Origin of the sequence: Microcoleus sp. S1D4 (genome assembly GCF_036700765.1) — a bacterium.
GTDB lineage: Bacteria > Cyanobacteriota > Cyanobacteriia > Cyanobacteriales > Microcoleaceae > Microcoleus.
Window position 1 is genome coordinate 18,367 of the sequence record NZ_JAUBPP010000038.1, and the last position, 15,807, is coordinate 34,173.

General features: G+C 42.8%; 12 protein-coding genes and 2 pseudogenes. 13 read left to right on the plus strand and 1 reads right to left on the minus strand.

What is annotated here, in order from left to right; genetic code table 11:
- Positions 1-2: 2 nt before the first annotated feature.
- From QT998_RS25880 to QT998_RS25910, 7 genes and pseudogenes are all read left to right on the plus strand, one after another.
- The gene (locus QT998_RS25880; protein ID WP_333118623.1) at positions 3-5,591 is read left to right on the plus strand and encodes a trifunctional serine/threonine-protein kinase/ATP-binding protein/sensor histidine kinase; all 5,589 of its coding nucleotides are present in this window, start codon (positions 3-5) and stop codon (positions 5,589-5,591) included.
- A gap of 281 nt (positions 5,592-5,872) precedes the next feature.
- Positions 5,873-6,574, plus strand: a complete 702-nt coding sequence (locus QT998_RS25885) for a tyrosine-type recombinase/integrase (protein WP_333118622.1) — start codon at positions 5,873-5,875, stop codon at positions 6,572-6,574.
- 177 nt (positions 6,575-6,751) lie between these two features.
- Entirely contained in the window at positions 6,752-7,705 is a 954-nt protein-coding gene (locus tag QT998_RS25890; RefSeq protein WP_333118621.1) for a GIY-YIG nuclease family protein, read from the plus strand.
- A 675-nt stretch (positions 7,706-8,380) separates the two neighbouring features.
- Complete coding sequence (locus QT998_RS25895; RefSeq protein ID WP_172189454.1) at positions 8,381-8,797, plus strand: DUF3024 domain-containing protein; 417 nt, start codon at positions 8,381-8,383, stop codon at positions 8,795-8,797.
- A gap of 266 nt (positions 8,798-9,063) precedes the next feature.
- Positions 9,064-9,189, plus strand: a complete 126-nt coding sequence (locus QT998_RS25900) for a hypothetical protein (RefSeq protein ID WP_333218187.1) — start codon at positions 9,064-9,066, stop codon at positions 9,187-9,189.
- A gap of 12 nt (positions 9,190-9,201) precedes the next feature.
- Positions 9,202-9,426: pseudogene (locus tag QT998_RS25905) on the plus strand (DOPA 4,5-dioxygenase family protein); the annotation flags it as partial.
- Between the two features lie 154 nt (positions 9,427-9,580).
- Positions 9,581-10,084: a hypothetical protein gene (locus QT998_RS25910; RefSeq protein ID WP_333118618.1), complete on the plus strand. Its 504-nt coding sequence runs from the start codon at positions 9,581-9,583 to the stop codon at positions 10,082-10,084.
- Between the two features lie 296 nt (positions 10,085-10,380).
- Here the strand turns inward: QT998_RS25910 and QT998_RS25915 are convergent, their stop codons facing one another.
- Entirely contained in the window at positions 10,381-10,503 is a 123-nt protein-coding gene (locus tag QT998_RS25915; RefSeq protein ID WP_333118617.1) for a hypothetical protein, read from the minus strand.
- Positions 10,504-10,798: 295 nt separating this feature from the next.
- Here QT998_RS25915 and QT998_RS25920 point away from each other — a divergent pair, with 295 nt between their 5' ends.
- From QT998_RS25920 to tnpC, 6 genes and pseudogenes are all read left to right on the plus strand, one after another.
- A complete protein-coding gene (locus tag QT998_RS25920; protein WP_333118615.1) occupies positions 10,799-11,389 on the plus strand; it encodes a class I SAM-dependent methyltransferase in 591 nt (196 codons plus the stop codon).
- Positions 11,390-11,623: 234 nt separating this feature from the next.
- A complete protein-coding gene (locus QT998_RS27600) occupies positions 11,624-12,043 on the plus strand; it encodes a GFA family protein (protein WP_442922002.1) in 420 nt (139 codons plus the stop codon).
- 304 nt (positions 12,044-12,347) lie between these two features.
- Positions 12,348-12,797 (plus strand): hypothetical protein, encoded by a 450-nt coding sequence (locus QT998_RS25925; RefSeq protein WP_333093628.1) that lies wholly within the window; start codon positions 12,348-12,350, stop codon positions 12,795-12,797.
- A 157-nt stretch (positions 12,798-12,954) separates the two neighbouring features.
- Positions 12,955-13,134, plus strand: coding sequence for a hypothetical protein (locus QT998_RS25930; protein WP_333093627.1), 180 nt, complete (start codon positions 12,955-12,957; stop codon positions 13,132-13,134).
- Between the two features lie 210 nt (positions 13,135-13,344).
- Entirely contained in the window at positions 13,345-14,160 is an 816-nt protein-coding gene (locus QT998_RS25935) for an ISAzo13 family transposase (RefSeq protein ID WP_333218189.1), read from the plus strand.
- Positions 14,161-14,716: 556 nt separating this feature from the next.
- Positions 14,717-15,736: pseudogene (tnpC, locus tag QT998_RS25940) on the plus strand (IS66 family transposase); the annotation flags it as partial.
- Positions 15,737-15,807: the final 71 nt, after the last annotated feature.

Below are 15,807 nucleotides of genomic sequence, written 5' to 3' on the forward strand. Positions count from 1 at the left end.
TTATGCTAAGTCTTCTGAGATATACAAATTTAAAAAAAATAAATGAAGGAATCAAAACAGTTGTGTATCGAGGGCTGAATGTTCAGAACCAACAGCCTGTTATTGTTAAGTTGCTCAACTCAGAGTATCCCCATCCTATTGATGTTGCTAATTTAAAGTTTCAATATGAAATTACCAAGAACCTGAACATTTCAGGAGTTGTTAATTGCTTGGAATTGGAAAGATATCGGAATAGCTTTGCCTTAATCATGGAAGATTTTGGTGGCCAATCTTTGAATTACATTTTTGGCGAACTAAAAAACGATATAATCAGCTTTCTTAAAATAGCAATTCAGTTAGCAGAAACTTTAGGGCAACTGCACCAACAGCAGATTATTCATAAAGATATTAAACCGAGAAATATTATTATCAATCCCGCAACTGGGGTGGTTAAAATTACCGATTTTAGCATTTCTTCTCGCCTGGACAGAGAAAACCAAACAATTAACAATCCTAATTGTCTGGAAGGCACATTAGCCTATATATCCCCAGAGCAAACTGGCAGGATGAATCGGTCGATTGACTATCGCACCGACTTTTACTCTTTGGGTGCAACCTTTTATGAAATGCTGACAGGTTCCCTACCTTTTGCAGCCACTGATCCAATGGAATTGGTTCACTGCCATTTAGCAAAACAACCAGTTGCGCCGATTCACTTAAATCCAGAAATTCCCAAAGCTATTTCTGATATTACACTCAAATTATTAGCCAAAAACGCAGAAGAGCGATATCAAACTGCTGAGGGAATAAAAGCTGACCTAGAAACTTGCCTAGCTCAGTTACAGGAAAGCGGCACAATTTCACATTTTATTATAGGAGCTAAAGATTTATCCAATCAACTGCTAATTCCGCAGAAACTCTACGGTAGGGAAGAAGAGGTAGTTGTATTAATGGAAGCGTTTGAACGAACCAGTCTCGGTACCGCCGAAATGATGCTGGTCAGCGGTTCTTCAGGGATAGGTAAATCTTGTTTAGTGAATGAAATTCACAAACCTATTGTTACTAAGTGCGGATATTTTATTGCTGGTAAATTTGACCAGTTTAATCGCAATATTCCTTACGCTTCATTAATTGAAGCTTTTCAGTCACTAATGCGACAACTATTAACCGAAAACTCTGAAAAAATAGCTGTTTGGAGAGAGAAACTTTTAACTGCATTGGGTCAAAATGGTTCTCTAATTATTGATGTTATTCCCGAAGTTGAACTGATTGTCGGTCCTCAGCCAGAAGTGCCACAACTGAGTTCGTCTGAATCTCAAAACCGCTTTAATCGCGTTTTTCAACAGTTCTTCAGAGTCTTTTGTCAACCTTCTCATCCCCTCGTTCTCTTCCTTGACGACTTGCAGTGGGCTGATTCTGCATCGCTCAAACTAATCCAAATGTTGATGAGTGATCGCGATAGCCAATACCTGTTAACGATCGGAGCTTATCGAGATAACGAAGTCAATCCAGCTCATCCCTTGATTCAGACATTAGAAAAAATTCGAGAAAGTGGGGCTGCCATCAATAATATTACTGTTAAACCTTTACAGCTAAACCATGTTAGGCAGCTAATTGCAGACACGCTCAATGAATCTCCAGACACAAACCGTATAAAATCCTTCTCCGAACTACTTTTCAATAAAACCCAAGGCAATCCCTTCTTCTTGACTCAACTGTTGAAAGTCCTGTATTCTGAAAATCTACTAACCTACGATACTTTCATCGGTATTTGGCAGTGGGACATCGAAGAAATTCAAAGCATTGGCATTGTCGATTACAATATCGTTGAACTGATCGCAAAAAATATTCAAAAACTACCAGTATCAACCCAAAAAGTCTTAAAATTGGCTGCTTGTATAGGCAGCACTTTTAATTTAAACGTTTTAGCAATTGTTAATGAAGAATCAGAATTAGTTACTGCTTCTCAGTTGTGGGCATCACTTCATGCTGGTCTAATTTTACCCTTGAGTGAAAACTACAAAATTCCTCTAATTTTCGGGCAGGAGGAACTAGACGAACTTATGCTTCGTGATGCTAGAGTTGACTATAAGTTTTTGCACGATCGCGTCCAGCAAGCCGCTTATTCTTTAATCCCCGAATCCGATAAAAAAGTCACTCATCTGAGTATTGGCAAACTACTGTTGCAAAATACCACTCCTGAAGACAGAAAAGAAAATATTTTTGCTTTAGTCAATCAACTTAATTTTGGTGCTGATTTAGTTGTTGAGCAAGTAGAAAAAGATGAACTAGCTTTCCTAAATCTAATTGCTGGTCAGAAAGCAAAGGCAGCGACTGCCTATGAATCGGCTGTTAAGTATCTGAATATGGGTTTGGATCTCCTCGCTGCTAATAGCTGGCAGAGTCAGTATGACTTAACCCTGACTCTATATGTAGAAACAGTAGAAGTGGCATACTTAACGACTAATTTCGAGCGGGCGCGAGCGCTCTCTGAGATTGTCCTGGTTAATGCTACTCTCATTTTAGAAAAAATTCAAATTTACGAGTTACAAATGCTATTTTACATAGCTCAAAATCAAATGCAGTTGGCAATAGATACAGCCCTAAAAGTTTTAGAGATACTGGAAATTAGGCTACCTCAACAGCCGACTCAAAATGATATTGGTACAGCCCTCATCCAAACAAAAACTATTATGGGAGATAGACAAATTGAAGATTTAGAAAAACTCCCACAAATGACTGATAATTATAAATTAGCAGCACTACGAATCATGATGAATCTGTGCGCTCCTGCTTATATTGCGAATCCACCTTTGCTAATTTTCACAATTTTGACAATGGTAAGTCTATGTGTTGAATATGGCAACTCAGAAATTGCCAGTTTTGCTTATGGTTATTACGGACTGCTTTTGTGTAGCGTATTGGGCGATATAGATTTAGGTTATCGCTCTGGGAAACTTTCAATTAAACTATTGGAAAAATTTAAAACTAAAAAACTAAAAGCCAAAGTTTTCGCATTATTTAATATCTTTGTCAGACATTGGAAAGAACACGCTAGAGAATCTTTAGAGCCTTTCTGGGAGGGGATAGAAAGCGGATTAGAAACTGGAGATATAGAACACGCCTGTTATTGTGCTTGCAATTATTCAACTTACCCTCTTTTTCTGGGAGAAGAGTTGAAAAATGTGGCTAATAGGCAGGCACAATTTATTGACTTTACAAAAAAAAATAAGCAAGATTTTTCACTTTATTATATTAAAGTATGGCGACAAATGGTATTGAATTTGCTGGGACATTCAGCAGATAAATACAAGTTAATTGGTGAGAGTTTTAATGAAGAAGAGATGCTACCTGTTTTAGAGAAAAATCATAATAAATTATCGATTTTTCATACCTATTTTGCTAAAGCAATTATTTATTATTTATTTAGACAATATAATCTTTCAATTGCTAGTGCTAGGCAAGCAGAAACATATTTAGATGGGGCGATAGGATTTGTAACAGTTCCGCAACACAATTTTTATTATTCTCTGGCTCTTTTGGCTGAGTATTCTGATTCTCAGGGCGATATCAGTTCTTGCAACGAACAGCAGCAATACTTGGTTAATGTTGAGTCAAATCAAGAAAGAATGAAGCTGTGGGCGTACCATGCACCAGAAAACAACCAGCACAGATACGAGTTAGTAGAGGCAGAAATAGCGCGGGTGAAAGGGCAAAATTGGGAAGCGATGGAGTATTACGATCTCGCCATCGCGGGAGCTAAAAAACAGGGGTACGTTCAGGAGGAAGCTTTAGCTTACGAACTGGCGGCTGAATTTTATTTAGGGGCTTCAAGAGAGGAGATCGGTCAGACTTACATGGCATCAGCATACTACGGCTACGCTCGGTGGGGAGCGAAGACTAAGGTTGCAGATTTGGAGTCAAGATATCCCCAGCTTCTTTCTTTGATATCTGCTGCTGGGAACACCAGCATAGAGGGAACTCTCTCTACCACAACAACAGCTACAAATAGTACAACAGGTAACTCTTTCCTCGATTTAGCAACAGTAATGAAGGCTTCGCAAGTTTTAGCAAGCGAAGTTGTTTTGAGTAAATTGCTAGAAAAATTGCTCAAAATTGTGATGGAGAACGCTGGCGCACAAAGTGGTATTTTGATTTTAGCAAAAGATGGTGATTTGCTAATAGAAGCGTCTGGCTATATTGAACAAGATCGCATAATAGTGCAGCAGTCGCTTCCAATCGTTTTCAGCCAGGATTTGCCAGTCTCTGTAATAAATTATGTAGCTAGAACGAAAAAAGATGTTGTTTTAAATGATGCTGGGAAGGATGAATTATTCAAAAATGATATCTACATTGTCAAAAATCATCCCCTGTCTATTTTATGTGTTCCTCTCATTAATAGAGGCAGTTTAATCGCTCTGCTTTATTTAGAGAATAATCTGGCAACAGGTGCTTTTACAGAAGAACGGCAGGAAGTTTTAAAGATTCTTTCTACTCAGGCTGCAATTTCTTTAGAAAACGCTTTTCTCTATAAGAATTTGTCTGCTGCTAATGAAAAGTTGCAGGAGTACAGCGAGACTTTAGAGGTTAAAGTGCAAGAGAGAACGCGGGAAGTTACAGAAAAAAACGCGCTCTTACAACAAGAAATTCGCGAGCGAATCTCTATCGAATCAGCTTTGAGGCAGTCAGAAATGCAGTTGAAAGAACAAGCAATTCAGCTAGAAATTGCTCTGCGAGAGTTACAACAAACTCAAGCTCAAATGATTCACACTGAAAAAATGTCCAGTCTGGGACAGTTAGTGGCAGGAATTGCTCACGAAATTAATAATCCGATTAATTTCATTTACGGTAATCTTACTTACACAACTCAATATATGCAAAATTTGTTGAAACTGATCGATACCTACCAGCAAACATACCCCAATGTTAGTCCAGATTTGGCAGCAGTCACAGAGGAAATTGAACTGGATTTCCTTAAACAAGACTTGCCGCAAATTCTGAAGTCGATGAATGTTGGAGCTGAGCGCATCCGCAATATTGTGATAGGCTTGCGGAATTTTTCGCGTCTTTCTGAGAGCGAGATGAAGCGGGTTGACATTCACGAAGGGATTGAGAGCACGCTGCTGATTTTGCAGCACCGCCTGCACCCTGCGGAACCACCGGGGGATGGGGAGGATAGCGGCAAGCCGGTCGGCATTGCGGGCAGAGAAATTCAAGTTGTTAAAGAATACGGGAACTTGCCTTTAGTCGAGTGTTTTGCTGGAGAACTCAATCAGGTGTTTATGAATATTCTAGGGAATGCGATCGATGCGCTGGTACTGTTGGACAACCAACAGTGTCCAACGCCTGCGATTCGGATTCGCACAGAGGTAAAGGATACTAGCGCGATCGTCTCAATTGCAGACAACGGACTTGGAATGAGTGAATCAGTCCGCGTGAGGGTATTCGATCCCTTTTTTACAACTAAGCCTGTAGGTTCGGGGACTGGTCTGGGCTTGTCTGTTTCGCACTCAATTATCGTACAAAAACACGGCGGTTCGCTAACGTGCATTTCAGCACCGAGACGGGGAGCTGAGTTTGTTTTGGAGATTCCGTTATCGCAGGGTATATAGACGTTTTGCTAGTACATGATTTAGTTGAGTTTATAGGAGAATTTGGACAGACAACAGGCAACCAATTTTTGAAGTGCATCAACCCATTTAGTCTCATTAATCCTACTACTTTTGTTAAGCTAGTTGCTCCGATAAATATGAATGAGTGCACCTTTACCGCATTAGCTGAGCCAGCTAATTTATGACGCTCTCACTCTCATCGTTAAGAAATACCCCCGACGGATGCAGTAATGCAGTAAGTATGCCAGACTTTGGAGCGTCGGGTCGGGTATACACCAAGCATGAAGATTGAGGGACACGGACAGGCAAAAATCCTGACACAAGGGGAAATCGAACTGTTGTTCAACGAAGGTTTACAGAGTGACCGCGATCGCGCCCTCTTTGGGATTTGCCTGTACACCGCCTGCCGCATTGCCGAAGCTTGTTCCCTGGAAGTGATCGATATTTACACTGCCAGAGGTACAGTCCGACCTACAATCAACTTCCGCAAGGGCAACACCAAAGGAAAACTCCAAACCAGGACGATTCCGGTCATTGAAGATTTGCGATCGCTCCTAACATCTTGGAAACCCAACACCGGTAAGACTTATCTATTCCCTAGCCGCCATCGCTGCCACCATTGGCATCACCTGCAATCAGATTCAGCAGACAGGATTTTGAGAGAAGCGTTTGAACGAGTAGGCATCGAGGGAGCATCCACCCACAGTTTTAGGAGAACGGCTCTCACCCAGATGAGCAACGCGGGTATCCCATTGCGGATTATTCAAGAAATCAGCGGTCACAGCAACCTAGACCAATTGCAGCGCTACTTAGAGGTTAGACCGGAACAAGTCAAAGGAGCGATTGCGAGTCTTTCCATGCTTTCCTACACGGGGAAATACAGATTTCCCCGCGTACAGGATGAATTGCCGACTGTGCCGTTACCAAGAGAGCAACTGTCACAAGCCCAATCTGACGCGACTGAAGAAATTCCCGATTGGTGACGAGCAATTTTAGATTTTGGATTTTAGATTCTAGATTTTGGATTGATGGTCGCGCATGGAGAATCAAATGACGATCGCTCTCCTCCCAAACTATTTGCTCTGATTTCTAGATTTGTTACAATCCTTAATACGTTAGCGGGTGCATCTACAAACCTGCTCAAAGGAGAATTGTTGACAATGTGGCTTAAATTTGGTGTTGCTCTCAGCGGCGAACTGACGAGCATTGATGAGGTTGTGCGCGGAAAAACTCAGCTAACTTGTCTCTACTGCGGTGGCGGATTGACAGCGAAAAAGGGTTCGGTAAAAGAACACCACTTCGCGCACACAGAGGAAACTTGCAAGCCCGTTTCGCAGCGGATTAAAACCAAAGCTTTCCCATCGCTTCCCCTCTATGACAACTTTAATATCCAGCTCAAGGGTGATGAACTCGAACAGTTGAAAGTGCTGTGGAAAGAGTATGGGGTAAGGGATTATGCCATTCCCAAAGACTTGGTAAACTTTCGGTGGCAGTTGAAAGGATTGCTGGAGTCGGAGGGCGATGGCTACGCCCCGTTCCTACGCATTTATCAGTTTACCGACTTGGGTAAAATCCCCGTCGGCGCGCTTCCCCTGGCGTTGTTCAACAAAGTCCAAGAACCGCTGCTGCTGTCAGAGTTAATGAAGTTGGAAGGCTCTGTAGAAATTGCTTTATCTGCGGGGTTATCCTGCTTAGAAGAACGGCGGGCTGATTTGCTGATTTATCGATCGCAGCTTCGTCGGATTCTGGTGAATTCGCTCTATTTTCTTGAGGTCAAAGCGGACGGTCACTGCTTCTATAAAATTGGGGTGACAACTCGATCGATCGAGGAGAGAATCGCCGAGGTGCAGCGGGATGTCAGGGCGCATTACTCGGATGTGGTTGTTAATTTGCTGGGACTTTGGGAGAGCCGGGGGAATGTGGAGCTGTACTTCAAACACCGATATCAACCCTTTAATTATCGCATTGGCAAGCTGACGGAATATTTTGTGTTTCCCGATGTCAAACCTATTTTGAATGATTTATATGAAATGAAACCCAAAGTGCTGAGCGAGATTGAGTTGGACGTACTCAATCGCGAGCAATCAGATTTTGCTGCCAATCAGTCAACCTAGGCGAATGCACGAGCGAAAGCAAACCCGTCCCGTAATTGAGTTAAAGGATTGTTCGAGCTGCTTGTCCCACCAAATCAACAAAATCAGTCATTGTTCGCTCGAAGCGATCGACACTCTCAAACCGTGATTTTTGCGTTGTGTTTAAGGCGAGCGGGGCATAATGTAGGGTTAGAACCCTCGTTGTATTCCGCTCACCTTAAAGAAGATTTAGAGCCAAAAAAAGAGAGTGGATTGCGACACGGAGCCCAGCACCAAATCCATAGCTTGGCAGAACAAGAGGCGCAGTGTGACACGCTCGTAGTTGTGGTATCTGGGTTAGAAAGTGTTTAATCACCGCATTGGGCAACGGACGTTCGTATTTTGTGTTTCCGTTCGTCAAGGTTGTGCTACGGGATTTGTATGGGATGGAGCCAAAAGTTTTGAGTAAGGCAGTTTCGCGGGGAAAATTAAGTATTATCAATACGAGAGCGTGCTTGCTACAAATCATCCGCACCGCACCCAATCAAGGCATAGATTGCGCCGTTTGACAAAAGCGGCTCGCATTACTTGGAGGCTCACGCCGCCTTGATAAGTAGCCCAACAAAGGTTGTTGCAAGCAGCCACTACCTTCACAGTAGGTCGAACGATCGATTTTGTCGTTTCAATTCTACCTAGATAATCAGGAAAACAAATTCAATGGCAAAAAAAGCAAAAAAGCTCTGGCTTTCTTCTTCTGGCAAACAGTCTAAACCTACAGTGCCTGATACTGAGAAACAATTAATCGAACAAAAATGTAATGAGTTAATTCAAACAGAATTTAAGCCCAAATATATCGACTCTCCACCCACAGACCATGATTTCAACTATCGAACGGATATCTTTGGCAAGTGGTATCGCAACTATTTTTACTTCTGCTCAACTTATAATTGTCCGAGTCCGAGGGCGATTTCCCCGTCTTTTGAGTCTCGCTCCGCTCGCCTAGAATATGTTGGGCCAGATTGTTTTAATGTCGCCTACATGAGACATACGGGGCAATGGTGGGAAATTCTGCATGGTTTGTCTTTAGAAGAATGTTTATCGGAAATTAGAAACAATCCCCTGTTACATCCTTAATCGTTGCTCTAATTGGCAATCGTTCTTTTAATTATCGAATTGGCTCTCCTGGCGTTCGTATTTTGTGTTTCCCGATGTCAAGGTTGTGTTGAACGATTTGTACGCAATGGAACCCAAAGTGCTGTCGGCTGTTGAGTTGGATGCAATTAACGGAGCGAGTGCGAACAACGCGGATGGCTGAATTCCGCAGTTTGCTATAAGTCAAGTTAGCCGCTCAGTTAACAGCCGTTTTGTCCAAATGTCGGCTCAATAACCCACTGAAAATGATGAAAGAAGACACCATCGAAATTGTTGGTTTTCACGCACATATTTACTTTGACACCGATCGCCGTAATGTCGCAGAGCGCGTGCGTGAAGGATTGGCTCGGTTTGAGGTGCAGCTAGGGCGCTGACACGACAAACCCGTTGGGCCCCACCCCCAAGCGATGTATCAAGTTGCTTTTTTACCCCCGCAGTTTGGCACAGTAGTCCCTTGGTTGATGCTCCACCGCGAGGGGTTAGATATTCTCGTCCATCCCGAAACAGGCGACGATGTAGCAGACCACACTCTACATTCTTTGTGGCTGGGAGAAAAACTAGAGTTGAATGTCGAAGTTCTGCGACCTAGGACAGCCAACGCCAGCTTTTAAGTCATCACTCTCTGCGGTGGATTGTTCTATGTAGAGCAAACACTACTTGCTAGGTTCGGTAGTCCGCCAACTAAATTATTTGCTCAGAGATATCGTTGATTAATTAGTCAAATTAAGCTAATCTCTGGTAATCGTAATTTATTTGAACTCCAAAATGACAGTTAAAGCTATTTCTGCCACCATCCTTTTAGGTGCAATTCCACTTAGTGTTTACCAGCTACCCGACGGCGGTTACAAGGTCGATGCGATTGGGGTTATGAATGCGGTGGACAAGCAAAAACAATCGCTGACCCGCTTTATCAATGGAAACTCACCTTTAGCTCTGCCTTTTGGCGGATACAATTTTACACAAGCTCCAAGCATTCCAGTGGAAGGCAACGCTCAATTAATCAAGCCTATTCCCATTGCATTAGCTACGGCCTACTGGCTCAATGAAGCAACCAAAGGCAACGTGAAAGCCCAAGCTTTAGTTCAAGCTAGTATGGCAGAATCCATCGAACGGCGGGCTGATGCAGCATTCAGCATCAAGCGCACTGAATTTGAGTACAACGTGCGGTTTGGTAAATCCTTTGATTCGGTTATGTTGGAGAACCGAAAAGAGGTTATCGAACGGCGGCTTCCTGGTGACGATTTGTACTTCCCAGATGGGATTAATTGACCAGAAGTGCGATCGCTCCCAACACCTCAGTTTTGAGGAAAACCGAACCAAATCCCAACAGCAACCCGTGCCCCAAATCTCGAATAGTGCGATCGTCAAACAATAACCTAGACGAACGCCACCTCCGATTTTTAATTCAGCTTCAGGGAACTAAGGCGCTGGGATGTCTGTGGCTATGGTTGAGACTGGGGGCGATCCTGGTCATGAAAGAGCTCGTCACACCTATGAAAAGGCGGGCTTCGAGCTATTCCCAGCCGCCAGATACTTCAAGAAGCTTTAAGTGCAAATGTTAAGTCTCAAGGTTTACTTGGTTCTCTTTGGGCGATCGCACTCGTTCCAATACTCCGCCTTGACATGATTCGCGAAGGCTCTGCCTCCAGCAAGCGGCAAAGCTGCATCGGAGCGGTAGGTTGCGACATTAGGTTAATGCTGCTGGATAAGACCGATATAGAGGATATTATTATTATCAGCAAAAGTGACAAATAACACCCCAAATTTCCAAGATTAACTATCAGAAGCAATGGATAACACCCAAGAACCCGCACTTAACCTGCTTTCGTTTCTGTTTAATTCCTTAAAACTAGGATGTTTTCTAACCGCTCTGATGGATAATCCACCCCCCGGTAAAGGTATTATCCAGCCTATCTGCGGTTGAATGCACAGTTATATTTTTTTGGCATCAAATGTGCCAACAGCAACCATTGGAGAAAACAGATGTGGGATGAAAGATACAGTGCCCAAGAGTACGTATACGGCACAAACCCGAACGAGTTTTTGGAAGCAAACGTCAGCAGTATTCCAAAAGGTAAAGTTCTGAGCTTGGCCGAAGGAGAAGGGCGCAATGCCGTTTTCCTTGCGAAACAGGGTTATTCTGTAACCGCTGTAGATTCATCTTTAGTTGGTTTGAATAAGGCCAGAAAGTTGGCCGATGAGAATGGGGTGATTGTTGAGTTTATTCATGCTGATTTAGCAGAGTATGATTTAGGCGAAAATAAATGGGACGGAATTGTATCTATATTTTGTCCATTGCCCTCTTCAACAAGAAAACAACTTCATAAAAAAGTTGAAGCAGGGTTAAAGCAAAACGGTGTGTTTCTGCTTGAAGCTTATACACCAGATCAGTTGAAGCACGGTACTGGCGGCGGAAATTCAGTAGATTCGATGCAATCTAAAGAATCTTTAAGCATTGAGTTAGCTGGCTTAAAGTTTAAGCATCTAATTGAGCTGGAGCGTGATGTAGTAGAAGGTATTTATCACACTGGCATGGGCGCAGTAGTTCAGGCGATAGCATCAAAAGAAATATAACATTCTGGTGCAGCGGATTGCCTGAAGCCGCTTAGGTGAGATGCAGAGTTCCCAACAACCGAGGATATACGGAAAAATTCAGCCTTTCCTCCAGAAAATACCTAATATACGGAACAATTCTACCTATCCACTAAATTTAGAATGATATACAGAACGATTCTGACTATCCATCTAGTTCTGGGGAATAGCTAGAATCCTTCAGCCTAATAATATTTAGACAAAAGGAGAGAGCAGATGGATAAGCCCAGCATTCACGGTAGTTGCCTTTGCGGAACTGTGACCTTTGAAGTGAACCCACCGTTCCAGAAAATGGCTCATTGCCACTGCTCGCGCTGTCGCAAAGGCACGGGCACAGGCCACGCCACAAATCTAACCGTTGAGCCGAGCCAGTTCCGATGGCTTTCAGGGGAGGAAGGCATCACACGTTATGACCTTCCCACAGCAACGAGCTTCAGCAAATGGTTTTGCAGTCATTGCGGGTGCCCGGTCCCGCGTCTAACGCGCAACGGTCTAATTGTGGTTGTTCCAGCCGGCTCGCTGGATACAGCACCGCCTATGGCTCCGACAGATCGCATTTTCTGGGCATCGAGAGCGCCGTGGAGTTGTGCTAGCGGAGGACTTCCAACCCACGCCGAGTATCCAGAGTCATGGTAGAGCAAGAACGTGCCTAAAAAGATCCTCCAGCCGTCGGCCCAGCAAGTGCGGAGCGATCGCTATGTATGCGACATGAACTACAGGTTGCAATCAAAATAAAAGCCGATCGTTGGAGGTTCTAATTAGAACTTCGAGAGATTGCAGGTACGACTAATGCTTGGAGAGTAAAGTGTACCGCTAGATTTATAGTTTGAAATCTGATGATCGCGATCGCATTCTATCCTTCAACTTAGTTTTGTAGAAAGAGGAAAGTTTTAGAACTGCCTACTAAAACACAATCGAATCGTCTGCCAATTTGAAGCATTTGAATTTTTTTCACGAAAGCAAAGGCGGAATGCTAGGGAATTTAAGCTGCAAACAATCTGAGGAGAGGTGCTGTGAGATTTCGACGGCTGCAATCACGGTTCCGCGATCGCGCTCCCAACACCCCAATTTTTGGGAAACTAAAACCAACATCAAAACCCAACCCGCCATGCCCAAACTCCCTGAGTGCGATCGCTGTCTCCTCTTTGCCCACAACCCACACCTCGTCTGTGCCGTCCATCCCGCAGGCCCCAACACCAATACTTGCATTGACTTCCGAGAAAACCCCGATGCTGAACCCGATGAACTGTGGGAACCCGAAGGGGCGAGCTACTACAGCGGCGAACTCATTCTGCAACCTCCGCAGCGGTGGACTTTGGAACAACAGCTAGAACTTTTGGATACGCATCCCTTGTTTACAGGCCGGTGTCCCCAGTGCGAAATGACTTAGGAATGAAAATTTAATAACATCAGCGATGTATAATAAATAAATGAGTGAATATAAATAGGTTCATGTTTCGGTATAGATGTCAAATATTATACCTACTTGTTTCTTCTTATGTCGCTGATTATTTGTTGATTTGAATCATTTCTTACTAACTTAATTTATGTATTACTCAGACGAAATTACTGCTTTAATGCTCAAACATCATCAGTCTTTATCTGAAAAAGACCAAAGAAAATATGCAGCGATAGAAGCCGTAAAACTTGGTCGTGGTGGAATTATTTACATAGCCCGAGTTTTGGGAGTAGACAGAAATACAATAGCCAAGGGCATTAAGGAGTAAAAAAGTGAATCAGAACCCACCTTGAATCAAAAGAGAATTCGCCGAAGAGGGGGAGGAAGAAAAACTAGGGATTCTCAGATACCTGATTTTTATGAGCGTTTTTTAGAAGTCTTAAAAAACCACACAACCGGAAATCCAATGTCCGCTCAAATTAAATAGACAAATCTTACCCATCAACAAATCGTTGAAGGTCTAAAGGCTCAGGAAACAATAGTCAGTACAACAGTCGTTCAAAAACTGTTTAAAAAACATGGATATGTGAAACGCAAAGCTCAAAAACAACAAACGACCGGAGTCACAAAAAATCGTAATGAACAATTTGATAATCTTGCCAGAATAACGGCTCAGTATGAGTTGCGGGGTAATCCACTTGTTAGTATGGACACAAAAAAGAAGGAATTTATTGGAAATTTATATCGAGCAGGCAGTCTATATACTACCGAAGTTGTTACGACATTTGATCGTGATTTTTGGAGTCTAGCTGACGGGAAAGTAGTGCCTCATGGAATTTACGATCTGCAACATAACCGAGGATATTTAAACCTGGGAATCAGTAAAGATACGAGTGAATTTGCTTGTGAATTGATCAAATTATGGTGGCTCAATTACGGAAAATTTATCTATCCTCAAGCCGATTCAATTTTAATAAAATGCGATGGAGGTGGCAGTAATAATTCTAATCATCATATCTTTAAATCAGATTTACAAAAGTTAGTTGACGAACTAGGAATAGAAATTAGGATCGCACACTATCCTCCCTATACATCGAAGTATAATCCGATCGAACATCGTTTGTTTCCTCACGTAACTAGAGCCTGTCAAGGAGTGATTTTTACTTCTCTTGAGTTAGTGAAAAAACTCAGGGCAAAAACGCATACTAAAACCGGGCTTTCTGTCGTAGTAAATGTGATTGAGAAAATTTATGAAACTGGTCGAAAAGTACCTAATGGATTTAAAGAAACAATGAAAATTATTTTTGATGAATATCTACCAAAATGGAATTATCGTGCAGTGCCGACTATTTAACAAACGCTAAAGTTATTAAATTTTCATTCCTTATCCGAAGTACGAAACGCCCCCGGTGCATGGGGATTGTGCGGAGTGCGGGTGGATGGATGATTCGGTGTGAGGCGATGGTCGCGACGGTTCTGTTTTGATAATGGCGATCGTTACTTGCTATAGAGCATTTATGGACTTAACTTTCTAGTTAAGATTGAATAAGTTGAATAAAGAATTATGGTTTTTTAAGTAAGCTAGCTAGTATTTAGGTAGTTTGATTGGCTCTCCTGGGGTAATTGCTCAACCCCCTTGACAAGAAGACGAGATAGACATTAGATAGAGAAATGGAAAAACTCCCCGACTTAAAGCAACTATCGAACGAGGCAAAAGAAGCGTTGATAGTAGAGCTATGGGAGAAAATCCAAAAACTCACCGCAGCGTTAGCAGCCACAGACCAAGCAAAACTAAGTCCGTCTCCCAAAAAAACTCTTCAAAATTCCAGCACTCCACCCTCCAAAGGATTCAAGCCCAACATTGGGCCATCGAAAATTGAGGGGATAAAAAGACAAAGAAGCCTAGGAAGAGTAGGAGGGAGAAGAGAACTACATCCTCATCCCGACCAAACAATCATCGCCCAACTCAAAAATTGTCCCCAGTGTGGAGAGAAAGTGACCGCTACTGCACTACCAAATTACAATCCATCTACGAAAAAATCGAACTACCACCAATTCGTCCCATCATCACCCGCATCGAACGTTATGGCGGTCAGTGTGCCTGCTGTCAAACGAAGTATGTTGCCCCTGTACCATTGGGAATGGAACAAGGTTCACCGTTTGGCAGTTCAATTCAGAGCTTAGTCACATATCTGCGTTACACTCATGCCATCAGCTACGAACGGCTGTCGTCCATATTTGGAGAAGTCTTTGGACTCAAGATTTCAGTTGGAGCAATCGCCAACTTGCTGGTGCAAGTCAAAACCAGTTTAGATGACCAAGTAACTCAAATACTCCATAGGTTGCGACGGTCTAAATTAATTTGTTCAGATGAAACGAGTGCGAGAGTTAACGGACAGAATCAGTGGGAGTGGGTGTTTCAGAACCAGGATGTTGGCTTACACGTCCCAAGCCCCAGCCGAGGAACTGGAGTAATTAACGAAGTTCTCGGAGAACATCGTCCCGATATTTGGGTATCAGACTTCTCCCGCGCTCAAAAAAATCATCCAGCACCACAATGGCAAGTGTGTTTGGCTCATCAATTGCGGGATTGCCAATATGCGATTGATGCTGGGGACAGAATTTTTGCCCCAGGGATGAAGAGGTTATTATTAAGAGCTTTGATCGTCCATCGACGACGATCGAAAATAGACGATACTAGACTGAAACGATATCGAGAAAATTTACAGGAAAGATTCACCAGGATTTTGAATTTAGTGCCACAGAATCCGGATGGTATCCGGTTACGAAAACGATCTGGTGGGCTGATTGACAATTTATTTCTATTTCTGGAAGATGCGACAATTCCACCCACGAATAATAGTAGCGAACAGGCGATTCGGATGAGTGTAATATTTCGCCGTGTGACTAATGGCTTCCGTTCGGGGTAGTGCTAAACAAGTAATGATGCATTATAATGATGGATGAAATACCAGATAGCACCGATATGGTTGTCTAATGA